Origin of the sequence: Pseudomonas sp. BR20 (genome assembly GCF_050780135.1) — a bacterium.
GTDB lineage: Bacteria > Pseudomonadota > Gammaproteobacteria > Pseudomonadales > Pseudomonadaceae > Aquipseudomonas.
The window spans coordinates 4755780-4776491 of record NZ_CP172012.1 but is presented as its reverse complement, the minus strand read 5'-3'; the positions used below and the strand labels follow the sequence as shown (position 1 = coordinate 4776491).

The following is a 20712-nucleotide window of genomic DNA, read 5'->3' as shown; positions in this document are numbered from 1 at the left end:
GACATTTAGTTGACGCAGGTCACCGCACATAGGGAAAGCAGTGTGTAATTCTCCTGATGGCAAAAAAATATCAATTTGCCATTGAATATGCTTTTTTTGACCTTAACTAGAAAGTGGCCCGATTCAAAATCGATCAAAGACAAGAGCGAGAGATGACCCAACCTGCTGACGTGCTTCTGAGCGAAGCAGCTACTCCTGAGAATTTCGACGATGAGAATCTGGCGGCCTGGCTTGAAGGTCGTTTGAGCCAAAAGCATCGCGTGGCATTTATTCATGCCGGATATCTCTGCAAGGTGTTCGACCTTGATGCCCCCTGCCAAGTTCTCTATCCCGCTGATCCTGGGAAGGCCGCTACAGCTTCCCTGAAAAAGCTTGTTGGCAAGAAATTACTCCTCAGCCTTGAGCTTCCGTTTGAAGAGCTCATTGATGTTCAATTCGCTTGCGACGATTGGACCTATTGCTCTGTACTGGATAAAGCGTCGGTAAATGTGCTTGTTGCCACGCGAGATGGTTTGCTCGGGAAAACCAGTGGAAGGGGAGCAGAAATTTCAGAGAAAACGGCGCAGAAAGTATGGGCTGATGCCGGTGCCAGGTGCATGTTTCATGGTTGCAGCAAAGATTTGTCAGAGGTTCCTCTGTGGACGAAAGCAGCTCGGGTGGGATATTTGGCCCATATCGTCGCCTCGGATCCCGCAGGACCTCGGGGTAACCAGGCTGACTCTCACCGTCTTGCTGACAGCCCAGACAACATCATGCTGATGTGCGATGAACATCATCGTTTAATTGATTCTTTCGCCCCTCAGTACTACACCGCAGACGTGCTCAATGATATGCGTCAGCTTCATCGGGACACGGTTCGAAATTATCTCGATTCGTTGGCATTTCCCTATACGAAAGCGGTGACCCTGCACGCCAATCTGGCAAATGTACCGACCTACTTCCATGACTCTGAATTGATTGAGGCAATCGTTGCTACAAGACGGGCGATGTCGCCAGGGGTCATCCATTACGTTCGCCGGAAATCTCAGCGCGATGACCGTCATATCCCAGAATTCTGGCATCAGTATCTGAGAGAGCATGAGAACCAGATCAGGCAGCTAGTTTCAGGTTTTGACTCGAGTAGCAGCTCTAATACTGAAAACTTGGCTGTATTCCCGCTCCACCATATCCCGACTCTGGTTTTAGCTGGGCGCGTGATGGGCGAAGCTCAGGCTATTCAGATATTTCAGTACGACCGATCCCGAAGAAGTTGGACGTGGAACCCACAGGCTAAGTCTCATCCTCAGGGGACGTTTAGCGTAAGTTCGCTTCCGGCGGCCCATGCTCCAGAGGTGCTTATTACGCTAGAGCTTACGGCCCGTGTAGATGAGGACGCGCTTCCAACCAAGATGAAAGAGAGTTTGGATTCTGGTCGTTTGCCTTGGATTCGCGTCATATCGTCCAAGACGGGCTTCGATTGCATTGGGCATCCGGATGATCTGGATCAGTTCATGCAGGTTGCTCGCAGGGCGATCGTTCACGTTCAGGATGTGATGAGGGTGCAAAAGGTGCATTTGATTGTTGTGAGCCCCGCGAGCGTGGCCTTTCGTTTTGGGCAAATGCTGCAGGCGGGTCACCATCCTGCTTACGTCGTCTATGACCGGTCCGGTCGGGACTACGACTTTACTCCCGCATTGTCGATTACTGGCCACCATGTCTCCGCCACTGATGGGCAGCAGACTTTCACTATTCCTCTTCGATAGCTGCCTAAACGAGCCCGAGACTATGAGCACTACCAAAAGCGCAGAGCTGGTGAACTATGCCGAGCGGACACGCCCCGCTCGGTTAACAAATTCTTTTGAGGCGTTCGTTGGCCTAAGAAAGGGATTCGCGACAGATTCGCGAGATGAGCTGTTGAAATACAGCCACTGGGCCAAAGCTCTCAATGAGGCCAATTTGCACATCACTGTGCGTGAGGATGAAATTGGTGCTGCTTCAGATGCCTACCAGAAGGTAGCTGAGCATTTGGCCGCCAATCTCTCTTGGCCTCCCGAAGCAATATTGATTCGGACGCAAGGTTCCGTAAGTACTAAGACCTTGATTCGTTCGCCTAATGGTGGTGAGAAGTTCGATATTGACGCGGTGTGCCAAGTGGATATCTCTCGAGTCGAAGCTACGAATCCGATGGGTTTCTTCGAGTCCATTGGTCGAGCTTTGGTGGAGTTGGAGGCGCAAGCTAAAAGGCGTTGCTGGAATCTGCCCTTTCCTAATGAGCGCTTTTACCTCGAATTTACTCCCTCCGTACCTCTGAACACGATACCGACCCAGACGCTGCAAGCTATGGCTCCGCGATACAGCGCTTCGCGATACGCGAAAACCGCACTTGCGGTCGTAGATACCCCTACCAAAGACTGGAAAACCTCGAACCCGGCGGGGATAAGTCAATGGGTAGACGACACGGCGAAGAGGCCTCTCATTCTGGAGATTGCGATGGAGGCGTATGCGGCTGATCGAGCAAGAGCCAGCGTTTCTCCTGTGCCTGACCAGACGGTAGAGATCACCGATACCCTCCGAGTAGCCATTCGCCTGTTTAAGCGCCATCGGGATATGTGTGCGAAGCGTCAGATCATTGATTCGAGCACGAAACCAATTTCCGTCATTATCGTGACGCTACTCACTACTTGCTATGAGGGGTTTGCTGACTTAGGTCGATCCTTTGAGCACCCAGTAGAGTTGCTGGCCGCGCTCGCGGACCTCCTGCCTCACTTGGTCTTGAAGCTTGACGGTAAGTACCGAATTGATAACCCGACAGTTGAAGGGGAAAACTTCGCGGAGAAGTGGAACGATGATGATGGCGAGCGCTACAGATCGTTCAAGACTTGGTGCGACACGCTTTCGGCAGACCTTAAAACGATTCTTGCGTTGACCGATCAGCAGGCTGTTGCGAAGCAGGTGCGTGAGGTTTTCGGAATCCCCGCCCCGTCAGGTGGTGGCAGCGGTCTCCCTAGCATTCAGCCTCCAGCGCCTAGAGCAACACCCGCAACCAGCGGTTTGGCATAATCTTTGGGGAACTGATGGGATTAGATCTTACCTTTTTGCGTGAGCAATTCCCGGCTTTACAGCCCGTCGCAGTAAGTCGGGAGGCTGGCGCTACTGCATACCAACTGTCATTGCCCTCTCTTCCACAGGAGAGAGCGTTCAAGTGGGTAGAGTTGCGCCTGCCTAGGGGGTTTCCCGAGCATGGCAGAGCATTTATCCAGCTATCTCCCGATGCAATTCTGCATGTACCGCATCTTGATGGGGCGGGAGTGCTCTGCATTGGGGGAGAGCCTGGGCCTGGTCTGGGTTACTCCGCAGAGGAGAGGATTTTACTGCTCTTACACTCCTACTTGGAGCAGTTCCTAAGACCATGGCTGAATGGTGATCTGGATGAAGATTTTGGGGCTGAAGCGCTCAACTATTGGGCGATAGAGGTAGCACGCGCGCGTTCGAACACCGACCCAGTAAGCGCGGTGTGGACCGTTGACTCTCCTCCTACGAAGGCAATGGTTAGAAATGGGCTGCTATTAACCCCAAGGCGGGTCATTATCGCAGCCGATGAGCAGTTGGGAATTACCAATCGCGTGGTGCAATCCATGGGACCTTCAGCTACGCAGCGTATTGGGGTTCTGGTAGCGGATATTCCTATTTCAAGCACTTTGACTCCTTCGACTTGGCCCCGCTCTATGTCTGACTTAGAGCGCATCCTTAAAGGGAGGCTTTTCCCAGCAGACTACTCGAAGCTTCAACAGTGCCGAGGCCGTCGAGAAAGAGGTATGCACTGTGTAGCTCTTTTGAGGAACGCTGAGATCGCCTTTGCCTACCTGCTTCCTGGGGGGCCGCCAACGGTTTTGAACGTGCACCGAGGCAAGAAAACAGTTCCTTCTCCACGTAAACCACTTCCGCTAATGACATCTCGTTTTGACCCAGAATGGACAGTAGGACGAGGTCAGCATCCAGAGGTTAGTTGGCGTCAGGCCAAACACGTTGTGGTTTTTGGTGCCGGAGCTCTAGGGAGCCCTACCATTGACCATCTTGCTAAGGCAGGGGTTGGACGGATATCCGTGGTGGATGCAGACACCATGTCTTCCGCGAACATTGGCCGGCACCTACTTGGCGCTGAGTCAGTCGGCCAAAACAAAGTGGACGCTCTCGCGCAACGGATCAACTTGGGATACCCCGCGACAGAAGTGCTTCCATGCGCGATGACTACTGCCGAATGGTTAAGGCAGAACACTCTGGCAGATGTGGATGCCGTCTTAGATCTCACCGGTGAGCCTGATGTACGAGTACAGATAGAGCGGGCGCGATTGAATCATCCGTGCCCACTATTGATTGGCTGGATGGAACCTTACGTGGCTGCCGCCCATGTATGCGTATTACCAGCGAGTCAGCAATGGTTCCAAGGGGCTCAGGATCCGATGTTGGAGCTCCAAGCAGTGCTATGGCCGAACGAAGTGATTCAACAGGAGCCTGGGTGCAGTAGCCGCTTCCAAAGCTACACAGCTATGGCCGCTGCTCACGCGGTGGCGTTGGTTGGTGAGTGTGCGCTGGATATGATCGACAACACTGAAGCGAGGGTTAATTCGAGGGTGATGAGCTGGGTGCGTGGTCAGCATTTTTTGGACAGGCACTGGCCTGGGCTTACACATCGGGAGTGGGCCAAATCCGCTAGCGAGCACGATGGTCTTACAATGATTCGGCAGTTTCCATGAGTAGGATTTTTTTCTACCCAGACAATACCCGTTATGTTCTATTCACCGATCAAGCTTTACTGCATATGTATGCCCATGCTCAAAGGAGGTTATGGCAAAAAGAAGCTGGGGGAGAGATATTCAGTTTAGAGCCCAATGCCAGTGGTCTAGTGATCCATACGGCTAGAGGGCCAAATCCAGGTGACTATCGGCGGAGATGCGCTTGGAGTCCGGATACAAGGGCTTCCGATCGGGATAGGCAGAGCGAATATACGCAGAACCGGCATGCAGTCGGTTTATGGCATACGCACCCAGAGTCCCTGCCTTCACCCTCCGGCCGAGACCACAAAACTACCTGTGAATACCTCGAATCGTATGGAGGGGATAGATCTCACTATCTCATGGTGATCATTGGTAATCAGGGTCGTATCCCTGTGATGGCCGTATGGGTTGCCTCGCACAAGTCTATGAATAAATGGGCACAGTTAAGCGAAATATCGAGCTCTGAGATAGGGTAAGTATCAAGCTGATGAACCCAAGGTAACAGCCACGTACTCACGGTGCTCGAGGCAGTGGTAAGCGATGATAGTTAGCTCTGCGGCTGCAAATTGATCGCTCGAATCAGGCGAAATAGCTCGGCTTGGTATTGCGCGTCATGCAAAGCTTGATGATCACCCTTGAGCGTAGGGTGAAGTCGAACAGCCATCGAGCTGGAGCGAGTATCCCTCCAGGTCGATCCTGTGGCCCCCATGTATAAAGCCTTGATGTCCAGCGCGCTGAAACCAAAGGGATTTGATCCAAGGTAGCGGTGAAAGTAATAATTTATGAAGGACCAGTCAAACGGAGCGTTGAGCCCTACGAATACGGGAAGACTACCCGTTCGGGTGACTCTCTCGATCCAACTTTTGAATTGCTTCATCGCAACTTCAGGAGGCACTCCTTCAGCGGCGAGTCGTTCTAGAGATAGCCCAGTAACCTCCAGTGCTTCAGGATCGGCGTTCATGGATATGGGCTTGATTTCACATGTAAATCCCTGGTCAGGATCGTCAACTACACACGCACCAATTGTAAGCATGCTGTACTCGCCAGGAATCGGGCCCGACGTTTCAACATCGACTGAGAGATAGACTTCGTTTATCAGAGACATGATACGTGATGCCTTTAATCACTGGGGGAAACTACACTAGAGCATATTTGCTAGTACTTTTGCCACAGATCTCCCTCTAGACCTGTAATGGCGGCAAGCTCATGAAGTTCGCTGATGCCATCCAATAGGACCTCTGTCCGACCTGGCTGATCTCAGCCTGCGCCACCGCTTTTTCCCACCATGAAATACATTGTTCCTTAAGGTTTTCAGCATTTTTACCACTTGGCATAGCTCACTCCGGCAGTTTCCAGTGCCTACCGGTCTCCTTGCGAGTTTTTTCCTCATATCGACGATCTGGCGCTCAGGACCTAACTCCAGAAGCCTCTTACCCGATTTGGTAGGGGTGTATACCGCTGTATAAACCTCTACAAATTTCTCCCAAGTCGGTTCGGCTATATCACCTTCAGTCTCGCTCTTCAGAAAACCAGACTCTTTAAGCGCAGCCTCAAAGCGAGCAAACCAAAAGAAGAACTCAAAATCCTTATGTGTTAGCGTCCCCAAAGCAGTCTCGTACACGTTCCTATCCAAGCTCCTAAGAGTCGCCTGACGGACACAAATATTATGCTTTTCCAAATACAGGCATTGCTAGAATCTTTGTGAGCAATAGAGTCTTTCCTCCTACTAACCACGCGGTCAGTAGGCAATGAGTAGTTTTCGCTCATTGAGGAGGAACTCAGTTCCTCCAGAAGAGATAGATACAGCGGGTTTGAACGTCTGCTTCTGGCCGTTTTTTTGCTCGTCGCGAAACGGTAGAAAACGACCGATTGTGTTGAAAAAGTCGGTTTGCCCGAAACGCTCGAATACTGATGGGTGAAAACACCTCTTTTGCACGTTGCTACGTGAAATCCGAGTCCGGAACCTTTTGCGCAAAACACAGATTTCAATCTCAGGCACGTACTTTACTGCCGGGGAAACCGAAGCCGACTTTTTCAACAGAATCGACCCAAAGCGGGCAGTCAGGGCGGCTACTAAATCGGGGTGATTCACATGCTTGCAAAACGCCGGCCGCTACTCGCCAACCTGGACTATGCTCAAAGATCATAAATTGGAGGGGCTTCATCATGACAAATGGAATTTTTCACGTTGATTTCCGCGCAAACAACGGTGACTACGGTGACGGTTTGGTGGTTGTAAAGGATGGCGCGGTAAATGGCGGGGACCCTCACTACCTGTATCAAGGACGAGTTCCGACTAAATCAGGTTCGTTCGAATCTCAGTTTACCGTAGGAAAATGGCGCGATGGAAATACAAATGTGGTGGGGGTTGATAACTACACTCTCGACGCAAAGGGCCATGTCGACTATGAAAGTGGGATTCTTGAACTCCAGGGCAGCGTAGTCGGAGCACCTCACCTAACTATCCAGTTGAAAGGGAGAAAAATTCGAGACGTAGTATAAAACAAGAGATTTATAAATTACGGCTGCCGTTATCGATGAACGGCAGCCTCTTAAATTCAGAGCTGTATTTACCATCACCTTGTAAATTTTCTCTTTGTAACTTTCGAACTGGTACTGTCTTTGCGCAGCATAACCTTGATACACATAAGGTATCTAGGATCTCGAATGCTGTATGAGCCAGATCGGTCATTTTTTGATATAAGCGGGCTTCCCCCGGATGCGAGTTCTGAAAGAATGTTACCAATCCCCATATTGTTAGCAACTGTGGTTGGGAATTCCGCCCTGACGACTCTATCGATATCATTTAAATCAAATTGGTGTCCACTCGCCTGGGCGATGCAATAAATGACTTGGTTTCTTCTGGCGACAGTCGTATCTCGGCTATTGAGATGCCCTTCAATCACGGAATAGCATTGACGCAACCCGGTAACCAACCAATCCTCGTCGGCAATATCAAGAAGCTCTGAAGAATAACGCCATTGATTATCTTCGATGGCGTGTGCAAGGGCCTCACAATACTCATGTACTCGTTGCGCAATCCCGAGAGTGATAGACCAGATATGATTTGAGACCTCTACGAACTCTGGACCCGTCATAGAGATTTCAAGCTGTGCGAACCCTTTTCGCAGTATCTGTTGAACCTGCCCAGAATCCAGTCCGTCAACTTTCCTTATCTCAGATATACGGTTAGCAACAGATTCTGAATTTTTTGTCTCACGAAAATACTGGAGCACACCATTAGGCACTCCCACTATAAGGAAATTGATATTGCATTCGGCGTACCGACTATCATCCAATAGAATGATGAGATCCGCCAGCTCTGACATTAGTTCGTTGTTGTTGAATATCGACTCTAAGTTGTCCAGGACAATTATTTTTTTCTGTGCTCGGCCACTTGCGCCGCTGTCTGCAAAAAGCTTGAATGCTCGAAGCAATGGTTCTTCTTGAGTTACATCATACATGCCCGTATGTTTCAATCCACCCTTTGCGATATATGCACTTAACTCAGCCATTTTTTCTTCGTTGAATTTCATCTTGATCGCAGTGCCTGGCTCAATTATACAGCCACATATCTCTGCGGTGAGTGACTTCAAGCGTGATGCGTTAGCGCAGTTAACCGCTATATATGGAAAATTGCTCTCAGTCAAAGCTCTCTTGAATAGCCACGTCTTGCCATTACCACTTTCCCCAAATAGCAAGGTGTGAGTGTGCCGCGAGAACGAACGAGCTAGATCCTTTTCCAGCCTAGGTCGAGGCACGTACATTTCGGGGTTGAGTTCTCTGCTACGAGGGGTAAACACCTCACTAATCGCTTTCCTGCTCATCAAACTTCCTATATTGGCAGTGTAGTGGCATTTTGAAGTCTACCTGATCGTGGCTTGAAACAGCATAAAACTAGGATGGTACGAGCAGTCGTTTTTTGCCGGTAGCAGACCAAGGTGAGCGTCCGCTATTGGCCGAGGTTGTGTAAAAACGTTTTCGAGCGCGACAGGTAGTCAAAACCGGACTGGAAATCGCGCATCTGCTCGAAATCCAAATTTTCTGACGCGCCGATAAAATGTCAGATTTAACGTAGACGCACGCACGTCAATTTTGACGAAGCGTTTTTACACACTCTGGGCCGATTTCTGCCGTTCGTGACAGGCAGCAATCGGCCGATTCTGTTGAAAAAGTCGGCCTTGGTTTCCACGGCAAAAAAATACGCATCTGAGATTGAAATATTGACTTTCGGCTGAGGCTTCCGGGCTCACATTTTACGTAGGGGCGTGCAAAAACGGCGTTTTCCCGGTCAAATTTCGGGCAGTTTGAGCGGAGCGACTTTTTCAACACTATCGGCCAAAAGCTTCAAGCTCGCCCCTTTCACACGGACAGGCGCCTTTCGGTCAATGGTGTTGAAAAAGTCGGTCATCCAAAACTGCCTGATCATTGACCGGTGAAAACGCCTTTTTTCACGCTGCTACGTGAAATCTGCGTTTGGAAACCTCTACTGAAAGTAAAGATTTCAATCTCGGACGCATACTTTTCTGCTGCGGAAACCATGGCCGACTTTTTCAACACAATCGGCCAAAAGCGGACTCTCGAGGTCTATCGCTTTCTACCCGTAGTAACCGGTCAGCCCGGTAGACATTATCTAGTGAAAACGTCTGCTCAGGCCTGGCTGATATCCAGCAATCGAGGCATGGCAATCGCCAGATAATCCTGCGTATCGAGCACCATCGACGCATCCAGCCGCCCCGCGTTGAAGGCTATTTCGGCGTAGCCTGTGGTCAAGGCTGGATCGACGATCAATTGAATCCGCTCATCGAAAACAAAAGGAGGGATGGCACCGATCCGGCACCCGGTCAGTTCCATGGCGGTTTCGGCCTTCACCAGCTCGGCTTTTTTCCCGCCCAGGGCCGCTCCGACTTTCTTCATGTCCAGCTTCTGGTCGCCCGGCAGTATCACCAGTGCATAGGGTCCGGCCTGACCCTTGAGGGCGCAAAGCATGGCCTTCGCGCCTTGGCCGGGCTCGGTGCCACGGATTTCGGCAACGCGCGCAGACTGGCCCTCGGCGTCGTGCATCAACACCCGGTAGGAGGCTGAGCGGGCATCGAGTAGGGCCACGAGGCGATCGAACATGGGATGCATGTAGTTTTCCTCTGGTTTACAGGAACAGGTCGTAGGACAGTTTGCTGATCAGAATCACCAGTAACACCAGGAATAGAGCCCGGACAAAGGGCACGCCTTTATGAACCGCCAGCCAGGTGCCCGTGAGCGCGCCCAGGATGTTGAATGCCGCCATGGGGATTGCGACCAGGTAGAGCACGTTACCCGTGGGAATGAAGAATATCAGTGCCGCTACGTTGGTCGCGATGTTCACTAGCTTGGCCGATGCCGAGGCATGAAGAAAGTCGAAGGCGAAGCAGCGGATAAACAGGAAGATCAGGAAGCTGCCAGTGCCGGGACCGAACAGACCATCGTAGAAACCGATGGCGCCGCCGATGACGATCGCCAGCAGTTTTTCCTTGGTGCCGATGCGCATGGGTTTGTGCAGGGCGCCGAAATCTTTTTTCCAGAAGGTGTAGATCGCCATCAGTACAATCAACACCAGCACCGCCGGCCGGATCATCGACTGGGGTACGAACGACACCGTGGCGGCTCCGAAGAAGGCCATGACAAAGGCCGCGCAGGCGGCGGGGATCACAAGACCCCAGTCGATCACCACCTTGCGCACGAAGGACCGGGCCGCGAATGCGGTGCCGCAGGCGGCCGCGACCTTATTGGTACCCAGCAGCGCCGCCGGTTGAGCGGTGGGTAGCACGTTGAACAGCGCGGGAATCTGGATCAGTCCGCCGCCGCCCACCGCCGCATCGATCAGGCCGGCGGCGAAGGCGAACACGCAAAGGATGACAATGTCGACCATGAAATCAGGCTCTGACTATGTAGGGTTGATGAGGGTCCAGCGGTAACACGCGTGCCGGATCATTGACCCCGAACACACGCAACATCCAGCGATCACGGCCGTCGTAGCGGGGTGTAAAACCATCCCGGGCATGCAGGGTTTGCTGGTTCTTGAAGATCAGCATGTCCCCTGGTTGCAGCATTACGGGGTGCACGACATCGGGATGATTGGCGGCGGCGGCGAACAGTTGGAGGGCAAACTGCGCATTGGCGCAGGTCGCTTCGACACTCGCTTTGTTGTAGCGGCAATAAAGGCCATCGGTTGCGCTTCTGTACAGCAAGGGGACATTTTCCAGCACATTCCCCTGTTTGCCGAAGGAGGCCGGTCGGCGAACGGTGAAGTTCGGTCGTGACAATTCTTCTTCGACGTAGGCCGGCAGGATGGCCAGCACCTCGTCAATGGCGACGATGCGCGTCGGCACGTCGAGCTCGCAGCGCAGGCCGGTCAGGGACAGGTACTCCGGACAGGCCGACAACTGCGAGACCGGTTCGCAGGTCAAAGGCAGGTGAGGGTTGTCGACATGCATGTCCAAATCCGCGCGCGAGCCATAGGAGCTCTTTTCGGTCTCTCGCTTGTGCTTGGGCGATACGTGACGGAACACTGTGTCGTTGCTTTCACCCTCGTACGCCAGCGGACGGGTTTGCAGAGTTTGCAGCACGGACAAAATAGCCCCGGCCAGAATCGACAAGTTCTCGATACCCGGCTCCAGGTCATAGGGCGTGGCGGGCAGTTGCGGGTCCAGCGGCAGCCCCCTGACGATCATCGCCACTTCACGGGCCTGTGGAAAATTGCGTAGCTGCTGGATTTTCTCGGTGCACAGGACACTTTCCAGCAAACGCCCCAGGATCGGCATGTGGCGGATACCCGAGGCGCTATCGGTCACGTCCAGCGATGCCAGACCAGCCTGAAGTGTGCGTTGTTCTTCGAGCGACAGATGAATTTGCGGTATCTCCCGTCGGGTCGAAGTCACTGATTTTTTTTCCAGCCATTCATGCATTACTTCATCAGCACAAGCTGCGGCTTTCCCGATTACTTCATCCAGCTTCGACACGTCCTTGCGCTCCTGTTTGCCCCATCCTTCTGGGTTGAGCGGGAAGGTTAACGGAAGAGCCTTTTTTGTGTTGCAATGCCGCGTTGTGAAAAATGCAATGAGGTGGAGAGTGGCATTGAATATGTTGGGGGAACTTGAAGCCTTCGCGACCGTGGCTCGCAAGCGCAGCTTCGTCGCCGCGGCACGGACGCTGGGACGCTCCCCCAGCGCACTGACCCGCGCCGTTCAAGCCCTGGAGGAAAGTGTGGGGCTTAAGTTGTTCAATCGCTCGTCCAATGCCGTGAGCTTGACCGAAGCGGGTGAATGCTTATTGCCCCACGCGTACAAAATGCTCGACCTGCAACGTGAGGTGGATGAAGACCTGGCCGGTCTCAGCGGCCTGGCCTCCGGCTGGATCCGTTTTTCCGCCCCCGAGCTTCTCGGACACGGGGTATTGCCCCGGTTGATCGCGCAATACTGCGAGCGCTATCCAGACGTTAACATCGACGTGATTTTCACCGATGAGATCATCGACCCGGCCAAGAGCAAGCTGGACTTCTCGATTCGCGGCGCGTTTCCACAATCCAGCGACTTGATCGGCTTTGCGCTCTGGAGTTACTCACGTTACCTGTATGCCAGCCCCGGCTACCTGGAGCGCAACGGCATGCCCGACTCCATCGAGGCACTGGAGGCGCATTCGCTGATCCTGCATACGGCGCCGCGGATTCTCAAGGAATGGAATTTTCGCAGTGAGGAGCAGGCCATCAGCTTTCGGGTTCATCCAAAATTTCGTTTCAGCTCCGGTCTGGCGGTATTCCAGGCAGCCTTGGCGGGCGTCGGGATCGCCCGCTTGGCGGATTGGATGGCGGAGCCAGAAGTGGAAGCGGGGCGCTTGCTCCGCGTTTGTCCTGAGTACAAGCTCACCTCCAGCAGCGGTGAGAGCCCACAGATGCACGCGGTGTACCCGGCCGGAAATTTACCGCTGCGGGTGAAGGCATTGATGGAGATGATCCGTGGCTTAGGTGAAAGCCTCGAATGTAAACGCGGCTCGGCACTCATATGAGGTCGTGGGCCAAGCGTTGCGCACTGACCGCTCCTGCCATAATTTGGCGATCAAGCAACTGCAGGTTGAGCCGGGCGGCTATTGCAAAGCACGCCAGCGCTTGCCGGTTGAAATGGTCTCCAGCTTGGTTCGACGCAGCAGCCATCTGATCAGCGCGCACTGCGCTGATACGCAACTGTGGATGGGCAGACCGGTTCGCCTGGCCGATGGCACGACGATACCTGCGTCCTGCGCCTAACCGGGGGCCATTTCTCGCAGCAACGCGGCTCGCGATGAAACGGCAACAGACCCTAGAGCTGAAAGCGCGAGATGTTCTCTCGCAATGTCACGCTGGTGCGTGCCAATCCTTCGCTTTCCTGCTGAGCGCTGCGGAAGGCTGCAGCGGATTGCTCGGCGCTTTCGCTGACGGTCACGATGCCCCGGCTGATCTGCTCGGCAACGGTACTCTGCTGCTCGGCGGCAGCGGCGATTTGGTGGTTCATGCCGTTGATCCGCTCGATCATGGTGACGATCGTGCTCACCGCGTCACCGGCCTCGGAAACGCCGGACACCGACTGCGCGCTGGAGCGCTTGCAGCGTTGCATATGCTGCGAGGTCTCATCGGCAATTTTCTGCAGACTGGCGATCAGCCCCTCAATCTCTGAGGTGGCCTTCTGGGTACGCTGTGCCAGGCTGCGCACCTCGTCGGCTACCACCGCGAAGCCGCGTCCGGCCTCGCCAGCACGGGCAGCTTCGATGGCTGCATTGAGGGCCAGCAGGTTGGTCTGGTCGGCCACCGACTTGATCACCTCAAGCACGCCGCCGATATTGCCGGTTTCATTCTTCAGCCGGCCCATGGCCATGTTGGACTGTTCGATTGTCTCTGCCAACTCGCCGATCATGTTGACGGCTTCTTTGGCCTTCTGCTGGCTGTACAGGGCCGCGCTATCGGCCTCGCTGGCGGCACTGGCGGCGGATTCGGCATTGCGCGCGACGTCCTGCACGGTGGCGGCCATTTGGTGAACGGCGGTGACGATCTGCTCGACCTCGCACTGTGCCATGGCCACGCTTTCGGCGTTTCTCAGGCTCGACTGGCTAAGCTCCTGGCTGGATTGGGCCACGGTCTGTGAGGACAGGTTTACGCCCTTGGTCATGTCCCGCAAGTTCTCCTGCATGCTCAGCAGGGCGGCCATTATGCTGGCTTGTGGTGGCTCTATCGTGCGCTCGCTGGCGCGCAAATCGCCCTGGGCAACCCGTTGGGCGAGCTGGTTGAGTTCACTCGGTTCGGCACCCAGCGCGCGCAGCAGGTTGCGGCTGATGACGTAGCCCAGTCCCGCTGCGAGTAAGACGGCCAGCGCAGTAATGGCGAGCAGCAGGTTGCGTTGTGACAGATAGTTTGCGTCATTTTCGCTGACCTGCCGGTCTGCCTTCTGGTTGGTGTAGCGCAGGTATTCGCCAATTGCCTGGGTCAGCTCGGCCAGTAAGGGGGTGCACTGCTCGCTGACCATGCGCAGGGCCTCGTCGTTTTCACCCTTGAACAGGTGTTCGGCAATGGTGTGCGCTACCGGTTTGTAGCGGCTCTCGACCTGCTCGATGGTTGAGAACAGTTCACGTGCTTTGGGCGACACGTCACCATGGCTATCAATTGCCTGGCGTAGCGCGGCGAGGCTGCTGGCCACCATTTGTTCGTTGACGGCAATCGCGCCCCGCTGCTGTCCTCTCTCGGTGACATTGCTGTTCAAGGCGATGTTACGCAGGGCAATCGCGCGCTGGGCGGCGGCGTCGTTCAGTGTGTTGGCCAGGCGGGTGCGTGCATCAACGCCATTAATGTAGAGGGAAAAATCCTTATTGCTGTTAGCCAGGGCGTACAGCGAGATAGCGGCAATCAGCAACATAAACGCGAGCAGGCTGGCATAGCCGGCATAGAGACTGGTCCGTGTCGAGAGCCGGGGAGTGTGCGATGGCATATGATGTACCTGCGTAATGGGAGGAGCAATCAGAGGCACCTGCAAGGGTATGTATTCGCCCTTGGTCCGCATCCTGCGCAGGTATTCTTTTGTTCGACGGCGACGGGTAGCGGCGTGATTTCTTGGTCAGTTGAAACTTGTACAAGTATTTATGTTTGTACAAGTCTTGTACAACTATATTGGAGTGATGTCGTCATGACATCATGCAATCCCGATGAACGGTCAGTAACGTCCGGTTTCTGGTATTAACGTAAAATCGCCACCCCAAAAAATTCAGCTTGAAGAGCGAGAAGGTGCTTCGATGCAACGGGTGATGATTGTTGGTCAACCAGGGTCTGGCAAAAGCACTTTGGCGCGTAAGCTTGGTCAGCGCACGGGCTTGCCGGTCGTTCATATCGACACTATCCACTGGCAGCCAGGTTGGAGAGAACGAAGCCGGGACGAGAAGACGCAGCTTTGTCTCGAGGTCGAGGCCCGTGATTGCTGGATATTCGAAGGTGGTCATTCAGCCACTTGGGACAACCGGATGGCCCGTGCAGATGTCTTGATATGGATTGATCGTTCGGCGACGCTTCGATTCTTGCGCGTACTGCGCAGAACGCTGCTCCAACGCGGTCAGTCGCGGCCTGACTTGCCGCATAACTGCCCCGAACTGCTGGCGAACCTGCCGGAGTTTTTTAGATTCATGTGGCGGACGAAAAAATCAGCGCGCGCAAAAATGCAGCAACTCGTCGCAACTGCGCCATCGGCTTGCCGCGTGGTTTATCTGCGGTCTAATCGGGATACTAGGATTTTTCTCGCGAGCATTGGACATTCGACTGGCCAGACTCCGCGGTATTGATCGACGGCTGACGGCTTCTCTACGGAAACTGCCGATCACGAACTCGCGTTGAGACGGGTTAGGGGATGGGTCTATTTATTCCGAAAGAAAATCGCCGAGTCTTCGTAAAGCGAGTCACAAAGACTCAGCGATCTATCGAGTGGGTGGAAGATTAGCTGCCCGCTCCAGCCGCCTCCCGCTCCATCAACTTATCCACCAACAAAACCCCCAACTCACTCAGTTGGTGAATCGCCAACGCCACATCCCGCTGCTTCCCCGTCAGCTCATCCGACAGGTCAAGCAACAACGCAGTAACCGAAGAAAAAGTCTCATAGCTATTGGCAATCAGCACTTCAGTGCTGGCATCGTCAGCAACGCTGAACAGCGTAGTCGTGGGTGGGGGAGGCGGCCCTGGCGGTTCGGCGCCCGCGTTGAGGTAGTGATCAATCGCACGGTGCGCCGCCTGATTCAGTTTCAGGTCGGGACCGTTCGGAGGGTTAGGCGTGACTTTGTACATAACGGAATTTCCCTGTCAGGGCCGACACCGTTTCGCTACTAAACAAAAGGGTGGCAGCTGTACGCAGGTTAGTAGACCGGGGAATTCCGCAAAGCCGGCGCACCCGAAGGTGCCCTGCGCACAGCCGCCATCAAGCACAGACGGGAAGTCTGGTGGATGAAGCTTGTGCACTAAGCGAAATTCGACCAAGGGCTACTAAACCCGATCACTGAGTTGTCAGCGACCGCGCCACCTTAGAGACGCCCACTCAAGCGCACAAGCCGGCGGATTCTGACGCAACTGTAGGCAACGGAGCAAGGCGCTGCAGCTCGCTGTAGGACATGTCCACAATGTAGGCGCGAGCTTGCTTGCGAAGAATCTTGGAGCGCCGCGTGAAACCAGAGTCGCTGCGTTATCGTTGACGTTTTTCGCGAGCAAGCTCGCTCCTACACAGGGTTGCGCTGATTACTGGAGGTTCTTGTCCAGGAACGCCCGTATAACCGGAATGATCTCCTTGCCATGGGTTTCCAGCGCAAAGTGCCCGGTGTCATAAAAACGAACATCCGCCTTGGGAATATCGCGCTTCCACGCCTCGGCGCCGGCCGGCAGGAAGAACGGGTCGTTCTTGCCCCACACCGCGAGCAGCGGTGGCTGGTACTGGCGGAAGTACGACTGGAAGGCCGGGTACATCGCTACGTTCGAGGCGTAGTCCAGCACCAGGTCGAGCTGGATGTCGGCATTGCCTGGGCGGGATATTTGCAGCCCTTCCAGCGTGTAGCCATCGGGTGAAACCGAGCTTTTGTCGGCCACGCCTTCCAGGTACTGCCACTTGATCGAGGCAGGGGTTGGGAAGTCGTGCAGGGCGTCACGGTTTTGTTGGGTCGGGGCGTGCCAGTAGCGTTGGATGGGGGCCCAGCCGTCGCCCAAGCCTTCTTCGTAGGCGTTGCCGTTTTGGGAAATGATCGCGGTCACTCGCTCCGGATGGGCGACGGCCATGCGCCAGCCTACGGGGGCGCCGTAGTCGTGGACCATCAGTGCGTATTTATCGAGTTTGAGCTGTTCGGTGAACTGTTCGATGGTCTTCGCCAGTTGGCTGAAGGTGTAGGCGTATTCGCCGCGCGGCGGGGCTTCGGTGAAGCCAAATGCCGGCAGGTCCGGCGCGATGACGTGGTAGCGGTCGGCAAGCTCGGGCATGAGTTCGCGGAACATGAAGGATGAGCCGGCGAAGCCGTGCAGCAGCAACACGGTCGGCGCGCTGGGGTCGCCCGCCTCGCGGTAGAACACCTTTACGTCACCGACCTGCTCGTAGCGGTAACGCACTGTGTTGTCTGCATGGGCCGCGCCGCTGATCAGCAAGGAGGCGGTGAGCCCGGCAGCGGCAATGGCGTTGGACGTGGTCATGGTGTGGTTTCCTGTGTAACCGTTAAAGTTTGTGTTTGAAGGTTATGCCTGGATTTGGTAACCTGTCAAACATATTTTATTGGTTACAGGCTGCCCATGAGTCCGAACAGCACTGCTTCAGGCGCACTTTTTCTGGCTGACAACCTTGCCCTCGATTTCATCAACTCCGAGTACGGGGTGGGTGATCAGCGCCATGACTGCTTCGTCGATGATCACTGCGTTATGAGCTGGCTGACCCAAGCGGGGCTGTTGCCCGAGCAGGTTGACCCGAAGGCGCCGAGTGGGCTGCTGGCCCTCGCTCGCACGCTTCGCGCGAGTTCAAGGGCGGTGGTGAATGCAGCCATGACAGGCGTTCCCGTCGATCTTGCGGTGATCAACCAGGTGCTTGAAGCGGGTCGCCCGGTGAGCAGGCTGGAATGGGCGCAGGAGAAGAAGGCATTTCGGCTTGCCACGCATCCTCGGGACAGCAGCCCGGCCAGCCTGCTTGAGCCGGTGGCCGAGTCGCTGGTGGGCTTGGTCACGAACGATAAGTTTGAATTCGTCCGGCAGTGCGAGGCCCACGACTGCGTGCTGCTGTTCCATGACCTGAGCAAATCACACCGCCGCCGCTGGTGCAGCATGGCGACCTGCGGCAACCGGATGAAGGTGGCGGCGTTTCGTTCCAGGAATAAACCTTGAGTCGATAGGGGGGGCAGTTTTTCTTTGATTGAACTTGGTATTGCCCAGCATTGCCCCATAACTACCCCTGTCTCCATTAACCGCAAGGACAGATCATGACCAACCCAACCGAAACCGCTATCCTCGCCGGCGGCTGCTTCTGGGGCATGCAAGACCTGTTGCGACGCTATCCCGGCGTGCTGCACACGCGGGTCGGCTACACCGGTGGCGATGTGCCGAATGCTACCTACCGCAACCATGGCAACCATGCTGAAGCGATTGAGATCGTGTTTGACCCGGCGGTGATTTCCTACCGGCAGATCCTTGAGTTCTTTTTCCAGATCCATGACCCCAGCACGCCGAATCGGCAGGGCAATGATCTTGGGCCGAGCTATCGTTCGGCGATTTACTACCTGAGCGAACAGCAAAGGGATATTGCCGAAGATACTGCGGCTGACGTGGATGCCTCCAAGCTGTGGCCTGGGCCTGTGGTCACGGAAATTGAGCCCGCCAGGGAGTTTTGGGAGGCGGAGCCGGAGCATCAGGATTATCTGGAGCGGATACCGAACGGGTATACCTGCCACTTCGTCCGGCCGAATTGGAAGTTGCCCAAGCGGGCGTGAGCGTGAGTAGCGCCGGGGAGGGAAGGTCAACGGCGGCAAGCCAGGTCCGCCTATAGCCCCAGGTTATGGCCATTTAGGCACAGCGCTGGTTGCTGCTGCGTCTTCTGCTTGTGCAGCGATCATGTCATTCGCACTGGAGGGCGCCTGGGCCCAGCCAAGGAGGAAGAGGCCAACGGTAAACAGCAGTGGGCCGCCGTAGACCCTGTAGTTCACCCACACCTCAAATGGCGCAAAAAACGCAAACAGGGCATGGAGGATTGCCAGGGCGGTCAGTAGCAGTGACAACTGAAGCACATAGGTTCGCCATTGCGCCGCTGAGCGCTTCAGCCGATTGCCGAACACGGCTCGCGGCACATTGACGCCACTTGCGACTTCCAAAACCACTAGCAGCAGCGCGAGTAAGGCGAGTGTGGCTGGCGGCCCGAACAGCAGGAAATCCCGGCTTGTGAGCAATGTACTGCCAACCGTGAACCCCAGCGTCAGGCTGAGTAGCGCGGAGTAGATGAAATACACCACATGCGTACGCCATAGAAGGCTGAAGGCCAGGGAACATCGCTGTTTTATCATCACTGCCTACGTCCTTGTCGTCAGAAAATTCGCCATTCTAATGCGTTAGGCAAATGCCATGGCCTTTCAGGTATGAATGGCCACGTCCGGTTGACTCAAATCCCTTCCTGCTCCATCAGCCTGGCCGACAGCGCTTTCAGCTTCAAATAGGGACCTGTGAAGCGCGTGCCCCCATCCAGTGGGGTGAGCGTGATCCGCTCTGAATCGCACCGATGAAATGGGGTGAACATGCGTTTTTTCGGGTAGTAAACGCCTTCCTGCGTCTTGGAATACTTCAAGGCGAGCATCGCGTTTTGCAGTGCAGTGGGGCTGATATGCCTGGCAATGCTCGACTCGGAAAGTGCTGCGTCGTGGTACATCCTGTACACCGCCCCTATGCATCCACCCAGGGTGCCGCCATAGAGGACGTTGCTCTTGAATGTGTCGGTTATGCCGACGCTTTGTGCAACAAACAGCATAAGAGCCGTCGTTACAAAACAGAGGAGGGTGCTTTCCAGCAGTGCCAATGCCTTGTAAGGGTCTACGGCCAGTTGGTCTTTGAACTTAAGTCGTGTGATGGCCGTGTCGGCGCGTTTTGGCGCGTGGGTGTCAAGCGGTTTCAAGCGTTACCCCTCCTGGGTTGAGTTTTCCTGATCGAGAACGGCTCGCATTTTACGCAAAGTGAAGCGGCTGTGTGGGACGTTTTCTTTGGGCTTCATCTCTATCCTTTGCCGCCTCAGCTTGCCCCCGATGGCGGAGTGTCAGCCACCGTGATAGCGGGCGAATGCGCAGGTGCTGAGGCATGGTGAAGGTTAGACACAGGCGCTAATAGTATCGATCGGCTGCTTATGCGAGCGGTGGACTAGGATTTTTCTTGCGGAGTGTTCCGGACTCAAAACTCACTGGCATCGACAAGGAGTAGCCAGTAGGCTACAAATAATTCTGTGACCAAGATGCCCTGAGAGGTAGATGAAATGAGCGAATCGAAATTCAAACCAGAGGACATGCCGATCCTCGATCTTGATACCTCCGGTACCAGCATCTATGAAGCGTCGCGTTTCCTCGATAGCCCGGAAACCATCTGCGCTTATCTGGCGCAGAGCATGAAATCTCAAGACCCGCAGGTGCTCATGAAAGCGCTTGCCGAGGTCGCCAAGGCCCAGGGCGTGAACAAGGTGGCGGAGTCTGCGGGGGTTAATCGCGAGAGCCTATATAAGACGCTGAAAGGCGGTTCTAAAACGCGCTATGAGACGATTCAGAAGTTGATGCTGGCGTTAGGCGTGGAACTGACTGTGCAGCCGATTGCGGCGGTGGCAGTCAAGAAAACTGCAAGTGCAAGGCGGGCTGGGGCCGGTAAGTCCTGACGCGCGGTTTAGCGAGCGACCACAACCCTTGAAAAATACCGAGGCCCCCTGTGGGAGGGGGCTTGCCC

General features: G+C 54.8%; 20 protein-coding genes. 10 read left to right on the top strand and 10 right to left on the bottom strand.

The window, feature by feature from the left end; genetic code table 11:
• The first annotated feature begins 152 nt into the window (after window positions 1-152).
• From ACHPFG_RS21905 to ACHPFG_RS21890, 4 genes are read left to right on the top strand one after another with little or no spacing between them, the layout of a single operon-like run.
• The gene (locus ACHPFG_RS21905; protein WP_431700401.1) at window positions 153-1742 is read left to right on the top strand and encodes an SAVED domain-containing protein; all 1590 of its coding nucleotides are present in this window, start codon (window positions 153-155) and stop codon (window positions 1740-1742) included.
• A gap of 22 nt (window positions 1743-1764) precedes the next feature.
• A complete protein-coding gene (locus tag ACHPFG_RS21900) occupies window positions 1765-3039 on the top strand; it encodes a hypothetical protein (protein ID WP_431700400.1) in 1275 nt (424 codons plus the stop codon).
• Between the two features lie 14 nt (window positions 3040-3053).
• The gene (locus ACHPFG_RS21895; protein WP_431700399.1) at window positions 3054-4733 is read left to right on the top strand and encodes a HesA/MoeB/ThiF family protein; all 1680 of its coding nucleotides are present in this window, start codon (window positions 3054-3056) and stop codon (window positions 4731-4733) included.
• Window positions 4730-5230, top strand: a complete 501-nt coding sequence (locus ACHPFG_RS21890; protein WP_431700398.1) for a Mov34/MPN/PAD-1 family protein — start codon at window positions 4730-4732, stop codon at window positions 5228-5230. Before ACHPFG_RS21895 ends, ACHPFG_RS21890 begins: the two co-directional genes overlap by 4 nt.
• Before the next feature lie 71 nt (window positions 5231-5301).
• Here ACHPFG_RS21890 and ACHPFG_RS21885 read toward each other — a convergent pair whose 3' ends face one another.
• Window positions 5302-5859 carry a 3'-5' exonuclease gene (locus ACHPFG_RS21885; RefSeq protein ID WP_431700397.1) on the bottom strand — a complete coding sequence of 186 codons (558 nt, stop codon included), beginning with the start codon at window positions 5857-5859 and terminating at the stop codon, window positions 5302-5304.
• A gap of 1061 nt (window positions 5860-6920) precedes the next feature.
• On the opposite strand from ACHPFG_RS21885, the gene ACHPFG_RS21880 reads away from it, so the two are divergent.
• Entirely contained in the window at window positions 6921-7256 is a 336-nt protein-coding gene (locus tag ACHPFG_RS21880) for a GrlR family regulatory protein (protein ID WP_431700396.1), read from the top strand.
• Between the two features lie 74 nt (window positions 7257-7330).
• Here the strand turns inward: ACHPFG_RS21880 and ACHPFG_RS21875 are convergent, their stop codons facing one another.
• The 4 genes from ACHPFG_RS21875 to ACHPFG_RS21860 form a co-directional block, all read right to left on the bottom strand.
• Window positions 7331-8521, bottom strand: coding sequence for an ATP-binding protein (locus ACHPFG_RS21875; RefSeq protein ID WP_431703509.1), 1191 nt, complete (start codon window positions 8519-8521; stop codon window positions 7331-7333).
• Between the two features lie 883 nt (window positions 8522-9404).
• A complete protein-coding gene (locus tag ACHPFG_RS21870) occupies window positions 9405-9884 on the bottom strand; it encodes a YbaK/prolyl-tRNA synthetase associated domain-containing protein (RefSeq protein WP_027603983.1) in 480 nt (159 codons plus the stop codon).
• A gap of 16 nt (window positions 9885-9900) precedes the next feature.
• Complete coding sequence (locus ACHPFG_RS21865) at window positions 9901-10659, bottom strand: sulfite exporter TauE/SafE family protein (protein ID WP_431700395.1); 759 nt, start codon at window positions 10657-10659, stop codon at window positions 9901-9903.
• A gap of 4 nt (window positions 10660-10663) precedes the next feature.
• A complete protein-coding gene (locus tag ACHPFG_RS21860; RefSeq protein ID WP_131699808.1) occupies window positions 10664-11749 on the bottom strand; it encodes a TauD/TfdA family dioxygenase in 1086 nt (361 codons plus the stop codon).
• A 109-nt stretch (window positions 11750-11858) separates the two neighbouring features.
• Between ACHPFG_RS21860 and ACHPFG_RS21855 the strand changes: the two genes are divergently transcribed.
• The gene (locus ACHPFG_RS21855) at window positions 11859-12791 is read left to right on the top strand and encodes a LysR substrate-binding domain-containing protein (protein ID WP_431700394.1); all 933 of its coding nucleotides are present in this window, start codon (window positions 11859-11861) and stop codon (window positions 12789-12791) included.
• 290 nt (window positions 12792-13081) lie between these two features.
• On the opposite strand, the gene ACHPFG_RS21850 is transcribed toward ACHPFG_RS21855, so the two are convergent.
• Window positions 13082-14737 (bottom strand): methyl-accepting chemotaxis protein, encoded by a 1656-nt coding sequence (locus ACHPFG_RS21850; RefSeq protein ID WP_431700393.1) that lies wholly within the window; start codon window positions 14735-14737, stop codon window positions 13082-13084.
• A 301-nt stretch (window positions 14738-15038) separates the two neighbouring features.
• Between ACHPFG_RS21850 and ACHPFG_RS21845 the strand changes: the two genes are divergently transcribed.
• On the top strand, window positions 15039-15578 hold the full coding sequence (locus ACHPFG_RS21845) for an AAA family ATPase (protein WP_431700392.1): 540 nt from the start codon (window positions 15039-15041) through the stop codon (window positions 15576-15578).
• A gap of 151 nt (window positions 15579-15729) precedes the next feature.
• On the opposite strand, the gene ACHPFG_RS21840 is transcribed toward ACHPFG_RS21845, so the two are convergent.
• The gene (locus ACHPFG_RS21840) at window positions 15730-16074 is read right to left on the bottom strand and encodes a DUF6124 family protein (protein WP_431700391.1); all 345 of its coding nucleotides are present in this window, start codon (window positions 16072-16074) and stop codon (window positions 15730-15732) included.
• A gap of 444 nt (window positions 16075-16518) precedes the next feature.
• Window positions 16519-17454, bottom strand: a complete 936-nt coding sequence (locus ACHPFG_RS21835; protein WP_431700390.1) for an alpha/beta fold hydrolase — start codon at window positions 17452-17454, stop codon at window positions 16519-16521.
• A gap of 96 nt (window positions 17455-17550) precedes the next feature.
• Between ACHPFG_RS21835 and ACHPFG_RS21830 the strand changes: the two genes are divergently transcribed.
• Together ACHPFG_RS21830 and msrA are read left to right on the top strand one after the other, a co-directional pair.
• Window positions 17551-18132, top strand: a complete 582-nt coding sequence (locus tag ACHPFG_RS21830; protein WP_431700389.1) for a CGNR zinc finger domain-containing protein — start codon at window positions 17551-17553, stop codon at window positions 18130-18132.
• 95 nt (window positions 18133-18227) lie between these two features.
• Window positions 18228-18734: a peptide-methionine (S)-S-oxide reductase MsrA gene (msrA, locus tag ACHPFG_RS21825; protein ID WP_431700388.1), complete on the top strand. Its 507-nt coding sequence runs from the start codon at window positions 18228-18230 to the stop codon at window positions 18732-18734.
• A gap of 63 nt (window positions 18735-18797) precedes the next feature.
• On the opposite strand, the gene ACHPFG_RS21820 is transcribed toward msrA, so the two are convergent.
• Together ACHPFG_RS21820 and ACHPFG_RS21815 are read right to left on the bottom strand one after the other, a co-directional pair.
• Complete coding sequence (locus ACHPFG_RS21820) at window positions 18798-19301, bottom strand: septation protein IspZ (RefSeq protein WP_431703508.1); 504 nt, start codon at window positions 19299-19301, stop codon at window positions 18798-18800.
• A gap of 95 nt (window positions 19302-19396) precedes the next feature.
• A complete protein-coding gene (locus ACHPFG_RS21815; RefSeq protein WP_431700387.1) occupies window positions 19397-19903 on the bottom strand; it encodes a hypothetical protein in 507 nt (168 codons plus the stop codon).
• Window positions 19904-20254: 351 nt separating this feature from the next.
• Between ACHPFG_RS21815 and ACHPFG_RS21810 the strand changes: the two genes are divergently transcribed.
• Complete coding sequence (locus ACHPFG_RS21810; protein WP_431700386.1) at window positions 20255-20644, top strand: addiction module antidote protein; 390 nt, start codon at window positions 20255-20257, stop codon at window positions 20642-20644.
• Window positions 20645-20712: the final 68 nt, after the last annotated feature.

What these genes read in the sequence shown, in the direction of transcription:
- ACHPFG_RS21905 (WP_431700401.1), top strand. Translation starts at nt 153, where the DNA reads ATGACCCAACCTGCTGACGTGCTTCTGAGCGAAGCAGCTACTCCTGAG.
- ACHPFG_RS21900 (WP_431700400.1), top strand. Translation starts at nt 1,765, where the DNA reads ATGAGCACTACCAAAAGCGCAGAGCTGGTGAACTATGCCGAGCGGACA.
- ACHPFG_RS21895 (WP_431700399.1), top strand. Translation starts at nt 3,054, where the DNA reads ATGGGATTAGATCTTACCTTTTTGCGTGAGCAATTCCCGGCTTTACAG.
- ACHPFG_RS21890 (WP_431700398.1), top strand. Translation starts at nt 4,730, where the DNA reads ATGAGTAGGATTTTTTTCTACCCAGACAATACCCGTTATGTTCTATTC.
- ACHPFG_RS21885 (WP_431700397.1), bottom strand. Translation starts at nt 5,859, where the DNA reads ATGTCTCTGATAAACGAAGTCTATCTCTCAGTCGATGTTGAAACGTCG.
- ACHPFG_RS21880 (WP_431700396.1), top strand. Translation starts at nt 6,921, where the DNA reads ATGACAAATGGAATTTTTCACGTTGATTTCCGCGCAAACAACGGTGAC.
- ACHPFG_RS21875 (WP_431703509.1), bottom strand. Translation starts at nt 8,521, where the DNA reads ATGTACGTGCCTCGACCTAGGCTGGAAAAGGATCTAGCTCGTTCGTTC.
- ACHPFG_RS21870 (WP_027603983.1), bottom strand. Translation starts at nt 9,884, where the DNA reads ATGCATCCCATGTTCGATCGCCTCGTGGCCCTACTCGATGCCCGCTCA.
- ACHPFG_RS21865 (WP_431700395.1), bottom strand. Translation starts at nt 10,659, where the DNA reads ATGGTCGACATTGTCATCCTTTGCGTGTTCGCCTTCGCCGCCGGCCTG.
- ACHPFG_RS21850 (WP_431700393.1), bottom strand. Translation starts at nt 14,737, where the DNA reads ATGCCATCGCACACTCCCCGGCTCTCGACACGGACCAGTCTCTATGCC.
- ACHPFG_RS21845 (WP_431700392.1), top strand. Translation starts at nt 15,039, where the DNA reads ATGCAACGGGTGATGATTGTTGGTCAACCAGGGTCTGGCAAAAGCACT.
- ACHPFG_RS21840 (WP_431700391.1), bottom strand. Translation starts at nt 16,074, where the DNA reads ATGTACAAAGTCACGCCTAACCCTCCGAACGGTCCCGACCTGAAACTG.
- ACHPFG_RS21835 (WP_431700390.1), bottom strand. Translation starts at nt 17,454, where the DNA reads ATGACCACGTCCAACGCCATTGCCGCTGCCGGGCTCACCGCCTCCTTG.
- ACHPFG_RS21830 (WP_431700389.1), top strand. Translation starts at nt 17,551, where the DNA reads ATGAGTCCGAACAGCACTGCTTCAGGCGCACTTTTTCTGGCTGACAAC.
- msrA (WP_431700388.1), top strand. Translation starts at nt 18,228, where the DNA reads ATGACCAACCCAACCGAAACCGCTATCCTCGCCGGCGGCTGCTTCTGG.
- ACHPFG_RS21820 (WP_431703508.1), bottom strand. Translation starts at nt 19,301, where the DNA reads ATGATAAAACAGCGATGTTCCCTGGCCTTCAGCCTTCTATGGCGTACG.
- ACHPFG_RS21810 (WP_431700386.1), top strand. Translation starts at nt 20,255, where the DNA reads ATGAGCGAATCGAAATTCAAACCAGAGGACATGCCGATCCTCGATCTT.